This is a genomic window from Microbacterium sp. NPDC077391 (assembly GCF_040686955.1).
Taxonomy (GTDB): Bacteria; Actinomycetota; Actinomycetes; order Actinomycetales; family Microbacteriaceae; genus Microbacterium; species Microbacterium commune.
In genome coordinates this window covers 456,767-470,137 of record NZ_JBFBMI010000001.1, presented here as the reverse complement: position 1 = coordinate 470,137, position 13,371 = coordinate 456,767, and the positions used below count along the sequence as shown (strand labels likewise).

At 71.5% G+C, this 13,371-nt stretch carries 10 protein-coding genes, 2 tRNA genes and 1 pseudogene; all 13 read right to left on the bottom strand.

Going from position 1 to position 13,371, the window contains the following annotated elements:
* Nucleotides 1-51: 51 nt before the first annotated feature.
* Nucleotides 52-1,521, bottom strand: coding sequence for a DUF3375 domain-containing protein (locus AB0O65_RS02165; RefSeq protein ID WP_363382648.1), 1,470 nt, complete (start codon nucleotides 1,519-1,521; stop codon nucleotides 52-54).
* A gap of 93 nt (nucleotides 1,522-1,614) precedes the next feature.
* Nucleotides 1,615-1,688 (bottom strand) — tRNA-Met (locus AB0O65_RS02160).
* Nucleotides 1,689-1,720: 32 nt separating this feature from the next.
* Nucleotides 1,721-1,792: transfer RNA gene (locus AB0O65_RS02155), tRNA-Thr, on the bottom strand.
* A 66-nt stretch (nucleotides 1,793-1,858) separates the two neighbouring features.
* Nucleotides 1,859-3,007 (bottom strand): M23 family metallopeptidase, encoded by a 1,149-nt coding sequence (locus tag AB0O65_RS02150; RefSeq protein ID WP_363382645.1) that lies wholly within the window; start codon nucleotides 3,005-3,007, stop codon nucleotides 1,859-1,861.
* Between the two features lie 280 nt (nucleotides 3,008-3,287).
* Nucleotides 3,288-4,081: pseudogene (locus AB0O65_RS02145) on the bottom strand (inositol monophosphatase family protein).
* The gene (locus tag AB0O65_RS02140; protein ID WP_363382643.1) at nucleotides 4,078-5,445 is read right to left on the bottom strand and encodes a hypothetical protein; all 1,368 of its coding nucleotides are present in this window, start codon (nucleotides 5,443-5,445) and stop codon (nucleotides 4,078-4,080) included. The pseudogene AB0O65_RS02145 and the gene AB0O65_RS02140 overlap by 4 nt, the downstream one beginning before the upstream one ends.
* 73 nt (nucleotides 5,446-5,518) lie before the next feature.
* A complete protein-coding gene (locus AB0O65_RS02135; protein ID WP_363382640.1) occupies nucleotides 5,519-6,328 on the bottom strand; it encodes an enoyl-CoA hydratase/isomerase family protein in 810 nt (269 codons plus the stop codon).
* A gap of 283 nt (nucleotides 6,329-6,611) precedes the next feature.
* Nucleotides 6,612-7,103, bottom strand: a complete 492-nt coding sequence (locus AB0O65_RS02130; RefSeq protein ID WP_071643660.1) for an FBP domain-containing protein — start codon at nucleotides 7,101-7,103, stop codon at nucleotides 6,612-6,614.
* Between the two features lie 9 nt (nucleotides 7,104-7,112).
* Nucleotides 7,113-7,595, bottom strand: a complete 483-nt coding sequence (locus tag AB0O65_RS02125; RefSeq protein WP_313478871.1) for a nucleoside deaminase — start codon at nucleotides 7,593-7,595, stop codon at nucleotides 7,113-7,115.
* A gap of 13 nt (nucleotides 7,596-7,608) precedes the next feature.
* The gene (locus AB0O65_RS02120; protein WP_363382636.1) at nucleotides 7,609-8,301 is read right to left on the bottom strand and encodes an ankyrin repeat domain-containing protein; all 693 of its coding nucleotides are present in this window, start codon (nucleotides 8,299-8,301) and stop codon (nucleotides 7,609-7,611) included.
* A gap of 387 nt (nucleotides 8,302-8,688) precedes the next feature.
* Nucleotides 8,689-11,469 carry a multicopper oxidase domain-containing protein gene (locus AB0O65_RS02115; protein WP_363382634.1) on the bottom strand — a complete coding sequence of 927 codons (2,781 nt, stop codon included), beginning with the start codon at nucleotides 11,467-11,469 and terminating at the stop codon, nucleotides 8,689-8,691.
* Entirely contained in the window at nucleotides 11,466-12,671 is a 1,206-nt protein-coding gene (locus AB0O65_RS02110; protein ID WP_363382631.1) for a hypothetical protein, read from the bottom strand. Before AB0O65_RS02110 ends, AB0O65_RS02115 begins: the two co-directional genes overlap by 4 nt.
* Nucleotides 12,668-13,324 carry a hypothetical protein gene (locus AB0O65_RS02105; RefSeq protein ID WP_363382629.1) on the bottom strand — a complete coding sequence of 219 codons (657 nt, stop codon included), beginning with the start codon at nucleotides 13,322-13,324 and terminating at the stop codon, nucleotides 12,668-12,670. Before AB0O65_RS02105 ends, AB0O65_RS02110 begins: the two co-directional genes overlap by 4 nt.
* Nucleotides 13,325-13,371 lie beyond the last annotated feature (47 nt).

Below are 13,371 nucleotides of genomic sequence, written 5' to 3'. Positions count from 1 at the left end.
CTCTCTGAACCGGATGCCGGGCCCGCGGCCGGGCCCGAAGCAGCAATCTCGTCAGTCATCATCGTCCTCCTCGGCGGCGCGAGCGGTCACCGAGACGAACGCGAAGCGTCTCGTAGTGCCGTCGGGGCGCAGCGTCTCGACGGTCGACAGACCGTCGGTCTCGTTCATGCCGTTGCGGTGCGCGATCTCGAGCAGACCGACCAGGTCCACCGGACGGCGCGTGTCATCGGGGGCGTGGGCGAAGGCTTCCGCCAGATCGAACTCGTCGCCGAGACCCGCCACGTACGTCTCGAGCTCGGCGTACCGCGGCCCGCCCCACGAGCGCGAGTCGGCTTCGAGGTACTCGACGTCGTCGGCATCCGTCAGCGGGGCAGGAGCCCCGGGCGGGCGCACATCGCCCACGGTCTGGCGCAGTCGTCCGAGGTCGATGAGAGGCAGGCTGCGCACCGGATCGACGGTCGCGTTCGACGGTGCCGCCTGCGCCCAGCGGTGCAGGCCCGAGATGACGTCGCGCAGCAGGTCGTCGATCTGCCTGTCGCGCAGCGGGTCGTGGGTCTTCACCTGACCGGTGATCACGTGCGAGGCGCGGCGCTGCGCGGCGAGCACCTCTTCGACGCCCAATTCGACGCGTCGGCCGATCGCGTCGAACTCCGCACGCTGGGTCGGGTCGAGGTGACGGGCGAACGGGTGCGCGAGCAGGTCGTGCAGCTGCTCGGCGAGCGCGTCGATGCGCTCGGGGTCGCCGATCAGCCGCAGCGCTCCGGCGAAGGCGCGCCCTTCGAGGGTCGACTGCATGACGTCCTTCGCGCGCTGCAGGTACTCGCGCAGCACCTCGCCGGTCGGGCGCTCGTCGCGTCGCAGGTGGGCGACGACATCGCGCTGCATCGCCTTGAGCGACTCGGCGACGCGGGTGAAGTCGGCGGGCAGCTCGCGCGCCAGATGCAGGATGTTCTCGGCCTCTTCGTACAGCTCTTCGTCGTCGACGGTGACCGTGCCGTCGGCCTGCACCCGCAGGATCTCGGCGTCGATGGCGTCGCGCTCGGCGGTCAGCCGGGCGATGCGCTTGATCGGGTCGGCCTCGGCCTCGTCCGCCAGCCGTTCGACCGCGTCGAGCAGGGTGCGCACCCGCGAATTCGACACGCGGGTGCGGCCGCCTCCGGTGCGGCCGGTGATCTCGAGCGCCTCGACCGCGTGCGCGGAGAGCCGGTACACCTCGACGTCGTCGTCGATCTGCTGCACGAGCCAGCCCTGCTTCGCCCACGTGCGGCAGACCTCCCGCCCGCTGCCGGACGGGATGCGACGGTCGTCGTCGTCGTGGCCCGCTGAACGCAGTTCGTCGAGCGCCTCGGCGACCTCGGCGTGCGCGTCGGCGACGGGCACGGCGGGCCGTTCTGGCGAGAAGAGCATCGACAGCGCGGCGATGACGAAGGGCGCCTGGCGACCGTGAAGCAGCCCCAGCGTCGGCGTGCGGAACGCCGCGAGGGAGCGAGAGTATGCCGCCTCGGCACGCGCGCCAGTCACACGCTCAAGTTTATCTGGCGGACCTGGTGCTCCCGTCCCCGCCGCCTGGCGGCCAAACGACAAAACCCCCGGATAACCGGGGGTTTCAATCTGTAGCAGGAGCGGGGCTTGAACCCGCGACCTCACGATTATGAGTCGTGCGCTCTCACCAACTGAGCTACCCTGCCGCAGGGCATCCGATCGAAATGCGAATGCTGCGAGCCCCGAGTCAGGATTGAACTGACGACCCCTTCCTTACCATGGAAGTGCTCTGCCACTGAGCTATCGGGGCGTGCCACCCGTTTCCGGGCAACCAGATGAGATTATCACCTCACGGTGTCTCGTGCGAAATCGAGGCCTAGTAGTCGTAACGCCCGGCGTTTCGCTGCATCCACGGCAGCGGATCGACCGTCGAGCCGTTGATGATGATCTCCAAATGCAGGTGCGCGCCGTACGACCGGCCGGTGTTTCCGACGTGCCCGATGACCTGGCCCACGGTGACCTTGTCGCCGGCCTTGACCTGCATCGAGCCCTGCTGCATGTGCGCGTAGTGGCTCGTCACCACCTGACCGTCGATGACGTGGTCGATGTAGATCGTCACGCCGTACGCGCCGCCAGACTCGGTGGCGATGCGCACCGTGCCGTCGGCGATGGCCTGAATCGGCGCACCTTCTCCCGGGACGAGGTCGATGCCGGCGTGCAGTCGGCCCCAGCGCTGGCCGTAGGGCGAGCTCATGGCCACGCCGACCTTGAACGGCCACTGGATCGCGGCCTCGGGGTCGTTCGTGTACAGGCTCTCCGAGAACTTGATGCCCTCTTCGGCAGCCACCTGTGCCAGCGAGACCGACGAGTACGAGTCGGAGCGGGTGAGTGACTCGTCCTGCACATCGGCGGGGGCGACGAACGCCTGGATCTCGCCCTCGCCGACCTTCGTCGAGGAGGCCGCGGTCGCACCGGCGACGAGCGACGCCGACGCGCCGCCCTGCGTGGCGGCGACGGCCGAGACGGGCAGCGTCATCGACACGGCAATGAGGCCGGCGACGCCCATGACGCCGAGGCTCGCACCGGCGGCGACGAATCGTGAGACCCGCGCACGACGGGGCGCGACGTGCGGGACGACGACACCCGCAGACACGGGCTTGTCGGCCACGGGCACGTCATCGACGGACTGGTCGTCGGCCGGAGCGTCATCCACGGGCCGGAAGCCGAAGGCCGCCGATGCCGCGGTGAACGCGTCCTTATCGCTCCCGGTCGCCTCGGTGAGTGCGTCCTTATCGCTCTCGGATGCGGCCGGATCGACGATCTCGGCCGGCTCCTCGCGCACGGCGGGCGCCGGCGCGGTCGAGGCAGCGGATGCCACGGACGCGACGATCTCGGCGATGACCGCCGCGGGTGCGGCGATGACGGACTCAGGCTCGGTGACGCTCTGACCCTCGGCGCTTCCGCTCGCGGCCATCCGCCGCGCGCGACGGCTGCTCGCGGCGGCCGAGACAGCGGCGGCGGTCACGGCTGCAGCGGCGGCGACAGCGGATGCCGAAGAGGGGACGACCTGGTCTGCGTTCGGAGTCGTCGAGTTCGCGGAGACCTCGGTCGCGGTGCGAAGTCGATTCGAACGACGCGTCGGGGCAGCGGCGTTCTCGGTGTGCTCAGGGGGCAAAACGGATCTCTCGTGTTTCGGGTCAAGCAGATGAGGGCTTGATCACTCTCGTCGTTCGGGCAACGAAAGTAACGATCAGATAAACGATAACGTGCTCAGACTGAAAAAGCCATGAGACCGAACATATCGCTCAGCCGCGCGGTTCGGTGATCAGCTCGCACAGCCGACGGTGGACGTCGGGGCCGCCGGCGACCAGCATGGGCCGGTCGACGCCGGGATCAAGACGAGTCACCACTCCCCCGGCCTCCTCGACCAGGAGGGCTCCGGCGGCGAAGTCCCATGGCTTCAGTCCGCGCTCGAAGAACCCGTCGAGGCGCCCGGCTGCGACATATGCGAGGTCGATCGCCGCGGACCCCATGCGGCGCACGTCGCGGGCCATGGCCATCACTCGCCGGACGGTGGCCAGGTCACCGTCGTGGGTCGACGGGTCGTACCCGAACCCGGTGCCGAGCAGTGCTCCGGCCGGGGTCTCGGTGTTCACCGCCAGGCGCGTGCCGTCGAGCCAGGCGCCCTCGTCGCGAACGGCGGTGAACAGCTCTCCCAGCGCGGGGGCGTACACCGCTGCGGCGAGGTTCTGCCAGCGCTCGGGGTCGGGCTCACCCTCGACGACGGCGATGCTGATCGAGTACCCGGGATGCCGTACGCGTAGTTCACGGTGCCGTCGATCGGGTCGACGACCCAGGTGCGTCCACTGGAACCGCGCTCGGCTCCGGTCTCCTCGCCGAGGAATCCGTCATCGGGCAGCTCGACCCGCAGTCGCTCGCGGATCAGCTGCTCGACCTCGCGGTCGGCCTCGGTCACGATGTCGGCGAGCGTGGACTTGGTCGCGGCGAGCGCGACGCCCTCGGAGCGTCGCCGTCGCGCCAGGTCTCCGGCTTCGCGCGCTATCTCCGCGGCGAGGGCTCCGAGATCGATGGCGGTCATCGCTGGCCCTCGCTCTCGTGCGGCTCGTGTGGCTCGGCTGAGTGCGGCTCGGCTGAGTGCGGCTCGGCTGAGCGCGGCTCGGCTGAGTGCGGCTCGGCTGAGTGCGGCTCACCGGTGGGCTGCGCAGCCGGGGAGCTCGCGTCCATCGCGGGCGGACCCGGAGGTGCGGGCGGAACCGGGGGAACCGGAGGAAGACCGACGCCCTCGCCGGGAGCGGGGGGTGCAGGCGGAGCCGGCGGAACGTCGGCGCTGACGCCGGGCGCAGGCGGAACCGGCGGAACCGGTGCCGCGGCGTGCGCACCGGCGCCGCCACCGCCCGCCGGCGCAGACTGCGCGGACGGCGCGTTCGCGGCCGGTGGTACGGGCGGCGCAGGTGGTGCCGGTGGCGCAGGAGGAGCCGCGCTCGCACCGGCAGCCGACCCGCCACCGTGACGCTCGGAAACCCGGGCGAACGGCGCATCGGCATCCCGCCTCGACTCGACCCGGGGCGCAACCGGCGCGCCCGCCGGCGCTCCGTGCCCGTACGCGTGAGGCGGGGCCTCGAGGGTCGGGAAGCTCGAGGTCTGCTGCGGCGCGTATGTCGGGCGACCGGTGTAGTACGCGTTGAGGTCCGGGCTGCCGTCGGGCAGCGCGGGCAGCGGCGTGCGACCGTCGGCGTACGTCGGCCACATCTGCTGCGGGGCGATGGCGGCCGGCTGCGCGGGCCGAGGTGCTCGGGGTGCGAACAGGGCGTTCAGCAGCGGGATCAGTGTGGTGCCGACCGCGGTGAGGATCGCGAGCGCGACCACGATGCGCCAGTACAGATCGTCGTACCGGAACTGATCGGGGAAGGTCAGGTGGAACACCAGCAGAGCGACCAGGCCCGCGAGCATCGCGAACGTGACCATGACGATGACCCGGGTGAAGGTCGTGACATACCGACGGGATGCCTTCGTGAACAGGCGCACGTGCGCGAGCGCGAGCTGAAGGACCGCGATCACGAACAGGAACTGGAAGAACCTCGCTCCGGCCCAGCCGTAGGGCTCCGCGGCGTCGTACGGCAGCCAGATCTTCACCGCGCCGACCAGGAGCACGATGATCCAGCTGATCATGCTGGCGAGGGCGAGCCAGTCCGGACGCCGCTCGGCGAGATGCGCTTCGGCGATCGCGACACCCGCGAACAGGGCGAGCAGGAGGATCGTCAGGAACGCCCGGCCGATGATGCCGTCCTGATCGCCGACGAGCACCCAGACCACGCAGACGAGAGCGGCGGCGATCAGCGCTCCGATGGCGATCCAGATCGCGCCGCGCAGCAGTTTCGACGACATCGGCTGGTGCGCATCGGCATTCGCCGGATGCTCGGCTGACGGTGTGACGTCGGACATGGTGAGATCCTCCCGGTCGGTGGTCTCATCCTCGCATGCGCCCGTCAGGACGATCGGATGCTGTGGATAAGCCTCAGCGCCGGCGCGAGGCGGCCGCGAATCCGGCGATGCGCGCCTGCGCGTCCGCCGTGTCGAACGCCGCGCCGATGGAGTCGGCCTCGGCGTTCAGCTGCTCCTCGAAGGAGCGCGCCGGCTGCGAGCGCACCAGGCGCTTCGCCTGCCCGTACGCGACGGAGGCGCCCGCCAGCCAGAACCGCGCGACCTGCTCGGCGCGCCCGCGCACGGCATCCGCCTCGGCCTCCGGATCAGACCCGCTCGCGTCGGCCGGTCCTGCCACCCGCTCGGCGACGAGGCCCCATTCGACGGCTTCGTCGGCTGACAGCATCCGGTCCTGCAGCAGCAGCTGCAGCGCTCGACGTTCGCCGATGGCGCGCGCGAGCTGCGCCGAGACCGACAGGTCGGGCGTGAGGCCGATGTTCGCGTAGCGGCTGCCGATCGTCGAGCTCGCGCCGACGACCGCGTAGTCGCTGCACATCAGGATGCCCAGCCCCCCGCCCGCCGTCGTGCCATGCGCGGCGGCGACGACGGGGATGGCGGAGGTGGTCAGTGACAGGATGCCGGCGTTGATCACCCGCGCCAGGGCGGTGATCTCGTGCCCGCCCGACATGCTCGTCGACATGGCGCGCACGTCGCCGCCGGCGCAGAAGGCGCGGCCGCGTGCGTCGATGAGGATCGCCCCGACGTCATCGCGGGCGACCACCTCGGCCGTGGCATCACGCCACGCGTGCGCGAGATCGGCGTCGAAGGCGTTCAGGCTCGCGGGACGATTGAGCGTGAGTCGGGCGAGACCCTGGTCGATCGTGAGCAGCAGCGGCTCGGTCATGGCTCTCCTTCGATGCGCAGGACGGGGTTCCAGACTACCTGGTACTGAGCGTCATCCTTGCGGGAGCCGCAGCCGCTGCGAGGTCACTTCGGTACGCTCACGGCCCGGAAACCGTACGAACCTGACCCCACACGCCCGGGATGCGACCCGCACCACTGCCCGCAGTGCCGCCCGCCGCACCGCCCCTGCGCGCACGGCCGCGCATGCCAGGTCACCTCGGTACGCGCATCGGCTCGAAAGCGTACGAAAGTGACCCGGTACCGACGCGACCCCGCCGGCGCGGTCAGTCCTCCGAGAGGACGCGCACCACAAAGTCCTCCATGCGGTGCTTCGTGCCGTCGAGCCGCTGATCGATCTGGCCGGGCGCGCGCACCTCGCTCGGTGCCAGCGGATGCGCGAGTCGCACGTTGTCGTGGCACGACAGGTCGGCGCAGATGTACGTGCCCGCGCTGTCGCCGCGCCGGCCCTTCGCTCCACCGCGCCGCGCCGTCAGCAGCGCCACCTGGTTGCCCGGCTGCATGGTGCGGCAGATGTTGCACATGCCCGAGCGCACCCGCGCCGGGTCGGTGGAGCGCAGCACGATGCCCATCGGATGCCCGTCGTGCTCGACGACCACGACCGCGCGACGGCTCGATTCAGGGTCGCGCCAGGCGAGGAAGTCGATGTAGTCCCAGTCGGTCAGGATGAAGTCGTGGGGCATCCCGATCTGCTCGATCTCATCGGCATCGGCGTTCTTGATCGCCTCGCGGACCTGGGTCTCGGTGAGTGGTCGCATCGATCCAGTCTAGGAAGACCGGCGCTCCGCGAGGCGCCGCTGCAGCTCCTTGACCTCGTCGACGAGGTCGTCTGCGGGACCATCGACCGGGATGCCGGGAGCGACCGTCCGGATCGGCAGCGCGGCCACGGGCCCGGGCTCGAGTCCCCATTCCGCATGCCACTGCGACAGCTGGTCCGATGACGTCGCGTACACGATGCGGCCGAGGCCCACCCAGGCGTGCGCGGCCGAGCACATCGGGCAGTGCTCCCCCGAGGTGTACACCGTGGCATCCGCCCGCTCCTGCGGAGACAGGTGGGCCGCCGCCCACCGCGCGATCTCGAACTCGGGATGCCGGGTGTGGTCACCGCCGGCGACGCGATTGCGGTCCTCGAAGAGCACGTCCCCGTCGGCCGAGACGATCAGCGAGCCGAACGGCTCATCGCCGGCGTCGAGCGCCTCGCGGGCCAGTTCGACGCAGCGGCGCAGGTGGGTCATGTCTGTGGCGTCCATGGCATCCACCCTCTCATCCGGCGGCGTCGATGACCGCGACGATCTCGTCGTGGCCGTGCTCGAGAGCCAGCTCGCGCGAGGTGCGTCCCTCCCGGTCGGTGATGTCGGGGTCGGCGCCGGCCTCGAGCAGCAGCCCCACGGTCTCGACCTGGGCGGGCCCGCCGTCGTTGAGCACGATCGCCTCGTGCATGGCGGTCCAGCCGAGGTCGTTCACATGGTCGACGGGAACACCCGCCGCGATCAGGATCTTCACCGTGCTCACGTGCCCGTGCTCGCTGGCAGGAATCAGCGCCGTGCCGCCGTAGCGGTTGGTGCTGGTGACGTCGGCTCCGGCGGCGATCGTGAGGGTGAGGATCTCGTCGAGCCCCTCGGCTCCGGCGTACAGGAACGCGGAGTCCTGGATGGCGTCCTTCGCGTTCACATCGGCGCCGGCGTCGATGAGCGCCCGAGCGATCGGCGGGAGGTTCTTCTTCGTGGCCTCGACGAGCGGCGTCGCGTTCTTCTCACCGCTGCGGTCTTCGAGCGTCGCGCCGTCTTCGATCGCGCGGGCTGTGGCGTCGGGATCCTCCGCCTCGATCGCCGCCCAGAGCGCAGCCGTCGCGCGCTCCGTCGCGTCGGGCGGGGAGGAGTCGGATGCCGGGGCGCACCCGACCAGGCTGCCGAGCGTGAACGCGGCCGCTGCCGCGACCAGGGCCGTGCGAATCATGGTGCCTCCTCGGATCAAGGGAAGCGTAGGCCACCGGCCTGCGACCGCGGGACGCTGCCCGGGTCGGGGCCGGTCCGCGCGGCCCTGTGCGCGCGACACTTTGGGTGCCGACACTCCAGATGTCGGACCGATCACGGGGAAACGGCCGACCGGTGGAGTGTCGGCCCCCGATTCGTCAGCCACCCGGTCGGGCCAGCCTGTCCTGTGCCCGCGACACTTCGGGGGCCGACACTCCAGATGTCGGACCGATCACGGGGAAACCGTCGACCGGTGGCGTGTCGGCCCCCGATTCGTCAACCGTCCCGGGCGACAGGCCGCCCCGCGAATGGGCGACCGGCTGCCCCGCGCGACCGGCCGGCGAGCGGCGGGCGGCGGCGGGCGGTGCGGCTATTCGTCCACCGCGAACAGGCCGTGTGCTCCCCGTTCGGCATCGACCATGAGGTGCGAGACGAACGGGTACGTGCCGGCCTCGGGAAAGGCGAGCTCGACGAAGCCGCCCTGGGCCGGCTGCAGCGCCAGCGCCTGCGAACCGGTGTCGGTCGCGTGGTCCAGCAGATACGCGCCCTCGGCCCACACCGTGTCGAACTGGCCTCCGATCACGTGGAAGCTGCTGGGGCGCTCGATACCGGCATCCAGAACCCAGATGCGCACCCGCTCACCGACCCGCGCCGGCAGCGGCGCGTGGTCGTACTGGTTCGCGTACCCGTTGAAGGTGACGAGGTCGGGGTTGCGCGTCGCGATGCGGTCGGGGTCGACCGTGCCCCCGTCGTGGTCGCCGAGATAGTACTCGCCCTGCACGAGCACGTAGCTGCGGTCGACGGCAGGCAGCCCTGCGGGCTCGATCACCACGGCGCCGTACATGCCGTTGGCGATGTGCGTGCTCATGGGCATGGTCGAGCAGTGGTACATCCAGATCCCGGCGCGCGTGGCGGTGAACGTGTACGTCAGGCTCTTGCCGGGCGGGATGGTGCGCATCGGCCGGTCCGGCGCGAGCGAGCCGGCGTGGAAGTCGATGGAGTGACCCATCGTGCCCTTGTTCTCGAGCGTGATGACGAACCGGTCGCCGACCCTGCCGTGCAGCACAGGCCCCGGCGCGGTGCCGTTGTACGTCCACAGCGTCTGGGTCACGCCCGGCGCGACCTCGCGCTTCTCGTCGCGGACGGTGAGGGTCAGCTCGCGGGTGATCGGGGAATCGGATGCCGGAAGCGCGGGCAACTCGGCATCGATCGGGTCGAAGCCGGGGCCGGGCTCCGCCATGAGGTCGGGAGCGGTCGACGACCCGGTGGCCGTGCCGCCGCCCATGTGGCCCATGCCGTGCGCACCGGCATCCGGACGCGCACCGGCATCCGGACTCGCACCGGAGACGGCTTCAGAGCCGGTCGCGACGATCTGCAGAGTCATGCCCATCTGCCGATGCCCGAGGATCGAGCACCAGCCGTCAAGATCCGCGGTGATCACGCCGACGTCGATGGTCTCCTTCTCGCCGGGTGCCAGGCGGCCGCCGGCGATGCCGTTGGCGAACACCAGATCGTGCACCTGCTCGTCGTCGGTGTTGGTCACCTCGATCACCAGCCGGGTGCCCGCGGGCACCTCGATGCGGTCGGGCGTGAAGCGCATGTTCGCCGCCTCGACCTGCACGGTCTGCACCGGAGCATCCGCCGCCCCGACCGGAGCCGCACCCCAGCCGAGCCCGACCGGATCGGCCGCCGCGAGGCCCGCCGCGACGAGGACGACCGACAGCAGACCCGCGACCGCCTGCCCCGAACGGCGTCCCGGCGGCTGAGCACCCTCGGGCACGATCGGCCCGTGCCGGCGCGACAGACCGCCGTCGGGCCGGCCGCCGTCGGTCAGACCGGCCGCGGGCTGGTCGGCCGCGCGCCGGCCGCCGCCGGGCCGGCCGATCGCGAGCAGGCCGCCGCCGGGGCGGTCGATCGTGGGCAGACCCCCGTCGGGCAGACCGGGCGCGGCCTTCGCCCGTCGCTGCGTGCGCATCGCGCGCCACATCACCACGAGGAACGACGCCATCGCCACCAGGTACATGATCGATGCGGCCACGCGCATCAGGCTCGACACCGGCAGCGCGCAGACGGCGAGCGCAGCGTTGGCGACGGTGACGCGCAGAATCCCTGCCGCGTCGAATCCGGCCGTGCCGACGCGCACGGGTGTGGGGCCTCCGCCGAGCACGACGGGCACGAGATAGCTCAGCGCGCCGACGAGCACCTGCACCGCGAATCCCGCGGCGAGATAGGGCACGACCTGACCGAAGAGCGCATCGAGCGCCTCGAAGCCGCCGCCGTCGACAGCGGCGACGATCGCGCCGACGGCCACCGCGGCGACGGCGCCCGCCCACCACAGCATGGCGGCTGTCACCGACAGGGCGGCGAAGCTGCGCGGCGCCTTCTGACGTGCGGCGCGGAACAGCGACAAGAAGATGATGCCGAGCCCCGCGAGGTACGCGCCGAGCCCGGCGGCGACGGCGACGAGCTGCTCGAGGGCGGCACCGGTGGCCGCGATCACGACGGCCCCGGCGAGGACGGGCAGAGCGCGGGATGCCCCGGTCGCCGCGCCTTCGTCGGCGCGAGTGCGCAGGATGGTGGGCCACAGCGTGACGACCGTGCCGGCGACCGTGAGGCCGATCCAGCCCAGCAGGTTGATCAGGGCGTGGGCGACCACGAGGTTCGACGCCGCATCGCCGCGGGCGAGCCACGCACCGAGGGCCGCGCCGATCGTCAGCAGCGCCGCGGAGGCGATGTAGTACCGGATGGTGCGCCCGAACCGGCCCGGCATGCTGCCGCGCGTGCGGCGCACCAGCGTCGCCGCGTGCCAGGTGACCGCCACGATCAGCGCCGCGGCGCCGGCCACGGTGACCGCCCAGATGCCGCTCAGCACGCCGGTGATCACGAGCGCGGCGGCACCGTTCGACAGGATCAGCCGGATGCTCTGACGGCGGCGGTCACCGTCGGTCGCCGCGCGGCGCAGCAGCGCGAACGAGAAGTACTGACTCCACACGAGGATCGCGTGCGTGACGGCGCCGAGCAGCAGCAGGTGGATCATGAGCCAGCCGGGCATGGGCAGCGCGCGGTGCGCGAGAGCGGCGATCACCGTGAGCAGCAGCCACAGCACCGTGGGGATGTCGCGCATGGGCCAGAATCCGCGGTTCTTCGTCATCGTGCGCCTCCCTCACGTGCGGCGGCATCGGCGGATGCGGGTGCCGCGACCGCGGGAGCCTTCCTCCGCACCGCGCCGGCCAGCACCGCACTGCCCACCGCCGTCAGCACGAAGAGCAGCAGGGCGATGACGCCGAGGACTCCCCCGAGGCGCCAGGCCACCGGCATCCCGAGCCCGTCGCCGAACCAGACCCGCACGACGAGCGCCACCTGCAGCAGCACGATCGGCGCCCAGAACGCGGGGCGGTACGGCAGGGCGGTGCGCAGCACGGCGGGCAGGATCGTCGTCGCGTGCGCCATGATCATCGAGAACGTGTAGCCGAGGAAGATCGCGTGGATCACCGCGTCGTAGGCGGGTTGCGCCTGCGGCGCTCCGAGCAGCAGCACCAGCCCGGCGACCGCGAGCCAGACGTACCCGGCGAGGATGCACGCGGCCATGTACCGCGTCACGCCCGTGGCGCGGATCGTGCGGCGCGCGACATCGTGGGCGACCAGCCAGCCGGTCAGCGAGAGCAACGCGAGACCGAGCAGGATGGCGCCGGCGTCGGGGAAGACGAGTCCGACGACGAGCGCGGCGGTCACCGCCCAGCCGTGCACGAGAAGCCGGATGCCGGCCTGCGGCCCCATCGTGATGCGCGCGAGCTCGACGCGTTCGGCGGCGATGGTCAGCACGAGGAATCCGATCAGCCACGGGATCACGCGCGTCATCGTGTCCTGGCCGATCCAGATCAGCGCTCCCGAGAGCGCGAGGCCCGAGGCGAGCAGCTGGGTGAGCAGCGCGTGGTCGTACTGGCGGCGCCACAGCGGGATGTAGAGCAGAAGGACGGATGCCGTGCCCGCGGCGAGCACGATCTTGGCGATGGCCAGCGGCACGGCCGGGACGACGAGCAGCATGCCGCCGACACCGAGCAGGGCCGGCGCGACGTAGCCGAGCGGGCGCGCGAGAGCAGTGGCTCGTTCGAGGCTGATCAGCGTGCCCACGAAGCCGAGCACGAGAAGCATGCCGTGTACGGCGGGCAGGCGCTCGGCGGTGACCGGCGCCGGCAGGCCGAGCAGCAGCAGGCCCGCGTCGAGCCCGGCGAGCAGGGCGAGGCCGGCCGGCAGCATCCACAGCATCCGAAACCCGGGCCGGCGGCCGCGTGCCGCGGGTCGGCGGCCGAGCGCGCCGCGTGCGCCGAGAGCGGCCGGGCGCGGGGTGGTCATGATGCTGTCCGCAGGTGCAGGGCGCAGGTGCCGTCGTCCTGGAACGGCAGCAAGGTGGCATCCGCCGTCGCATCGCGGGAGCGCAGGATGCCGGCGATCATCCCCTCGTGCACCGCGCAGACCACCTCGGCGCGGCGAGCCGCAGCCGACAGCAGCGGGCAGCGGTGCAGCCGGATCCCGTCGCCGTCGTCGACCGGCGCGAAGCCCTGCTCGCGCATCACGTCGATGACCATCGTGCGGGCTGCGGCCGCGGCATCCGGATGCTGGGCAGCGATCTCCGCCCCCCACCGTTCACCCGACGCCCGGGCCTCGCCCACCGGATCGGCGGCGACGCGGGTGAGCGTGTCGGCGAGCGTGAGCGCGAGCCCGGCGTAGGGACTCACGGTGTCGGCGGGTGGTGCCTGCCACCGCCAGCCCGGGCGCCCGCGGCCCTGCACCTCGGCGCGGACCCGGCGCAGGCGTCCTTCCTGGCGCAGGCGCTCGAGGTGCTCGCGGACGGTGTTCTCGTGCAGTCGGGTGGCGGCGACGATGTCGGAGGTGGATGCCGAGGTGCGCGACTCCACCTCGCGGAGGATCCGCTCGCGGGTCGACGAGTGCCGGCCGCCGTCGCCGAGGCGCGCACGCTTTTCTCCGGCCGTCTGTGCATTTTCCACGGTATCCAGTGTAATAAAATCAGCCAGGTAGCCACACCCTCGCAGAG